Below are 1,612 nucleotides of genomic sequence, written 5' to 3' on the forward strand. Positions count from 1 at the left end.
GATCGGTTCGGCTCTGGGCCGCGACAAGCCTCGGCACCTGGTGCTCGCCCCGGCGCGAGCGGACGGAGCCGTCAATGCGGTTCTGGAGCTCGGTTTCCTTCACGCGCCTGACGAACGGCTCATGGCGCTGCTCGAAGAGGCGGGCCCCGCCATAGGCACGGCTTTGCGATCCGCTCGCTACCGCGCCCAGTTGCAGAACATGCTGGAGGAAACCCAACGCCAGGCCGAAGAACTTCAGGTCCAGAGCGAAGAGCTTCGCGTCTCCAATGAAGAGCTGGAGGAGCAGGGCCGCGCGCTGAAGGAGTCCCAGACGCGTCTCGAGCAGCAACAGGCGGAGCTGGAGCAGACCAACAGCCAGTTGGAGGAGCAGGCCCAACTTCTGGAGACCCAGCGCGACGATCTGGAGCGCGGCGCCTCGGCTTTGACGCTGAAGGCGCGCGAACTGGAACAGGCCAGCCAGTACAAATCCGATTTCCTGGCCAACATGTCCCATGAGTTGCGCACCCCGCTCAACTCGCTGCTGATCCTGTCCAAGCTGCTGGCGGACAACCCGGAGGGGACGCTGTCTGAGGACCAGGTCAACTACGCTCGCACCATTCAGTCGTCCGGCAATGACCTGCTGGCCCTGATCAACGACATCCTCGACCTATCCAAGATTGAAGCCGGTCACATCCAGGCGCGTCCCGAAGCGGTTTCGATGCAGCGGTTGACCGAAGACGTGCGCCAACTCTTCCAGCCGGTGGCGGACGATCGCGGCCTGGCTTTCGACATCGAGTTGGACGCCGGAGCCGACCTGATGGAGACAGACCGTCAACGGCTGGAGCAGATCCTCAAGAACCTGCTGTCGAATGCCTTCAAGTTTACGGAAAGCGGCAAGGTAAAGCTGAGCATATCGGCTCAGCCCGGCGACAGGATCGCCTTCGCCGTGTCGGATACCGGCATCGGCATATCGCCCGAGCAGCAGAAGGGCGTTTTCGATGCCTTTCAGCAGGCTGACGGAACGATCAGCCGCAGATACGGCGGCACAGGCCTGGGCCTGTCGATCTCGCGCGAACTGGCGCGTCTGCTTGGCGGGCGGATCAGGCTGGAAAGCAGACTGGGCGAAGGCAGCGTCTTTACCCTTTCTCTGCCGCGCACCTATGACGCGGCGCAGGTCGCCTCTCGCGAAACGCCCGCCACTGCCCTGGAAACTTCGTCCCCATCGGACGCAACTCCCGAGCGCAGCCTGTCTCATGTGCCGGCAAGCATAGAGGACGACCGCGATCATCTGGCCGGGACGCGCCGCCTGCTGTTGGTGGTGGAGGATGACGACCGTTTCGCCGCCATCGTCCGCGACCTGTCCCGCGAGTTGGGCTTCCAGTGCATTGTAGCGGGTACGGCGGAGGAGGCCCTCAAGCTGGCCAAGCGCCATCGCCCCAGCGCGGTCGTGCTGGACGTGGGCCTGCCCGACCAGTCGGGCCTGACCGTACTGGATGTGCTGAAGCGCGACGACGACACCCGTCACATTCCGATCCACGTCGTCTCGGCCGAGGATCACAGCCAGACCGCCCTGTCGCTGGGCGCCATCGGCTATCTGGTCAAGCCGGTGAAGCGCGAAGATCTCGCCGAGGTT

1 protein-coding gene is annotated in these 1,612 nt (G+C 64.1%); it reads left to right on the plus strand.

Translation table 11 applies throughout. The features are described from left to right. A partial coding sequence (locus ACU5AP_RS16235) for an ATP-binding protein (RefSeq protein ID WP_446681553.1) occupies positions 1-1,612 on the plus strand: 1,612 nt, incomplete at both ends.

It is taken from the genome of Brevundimonas sp. RM1, from assembly GCF_052907225.1.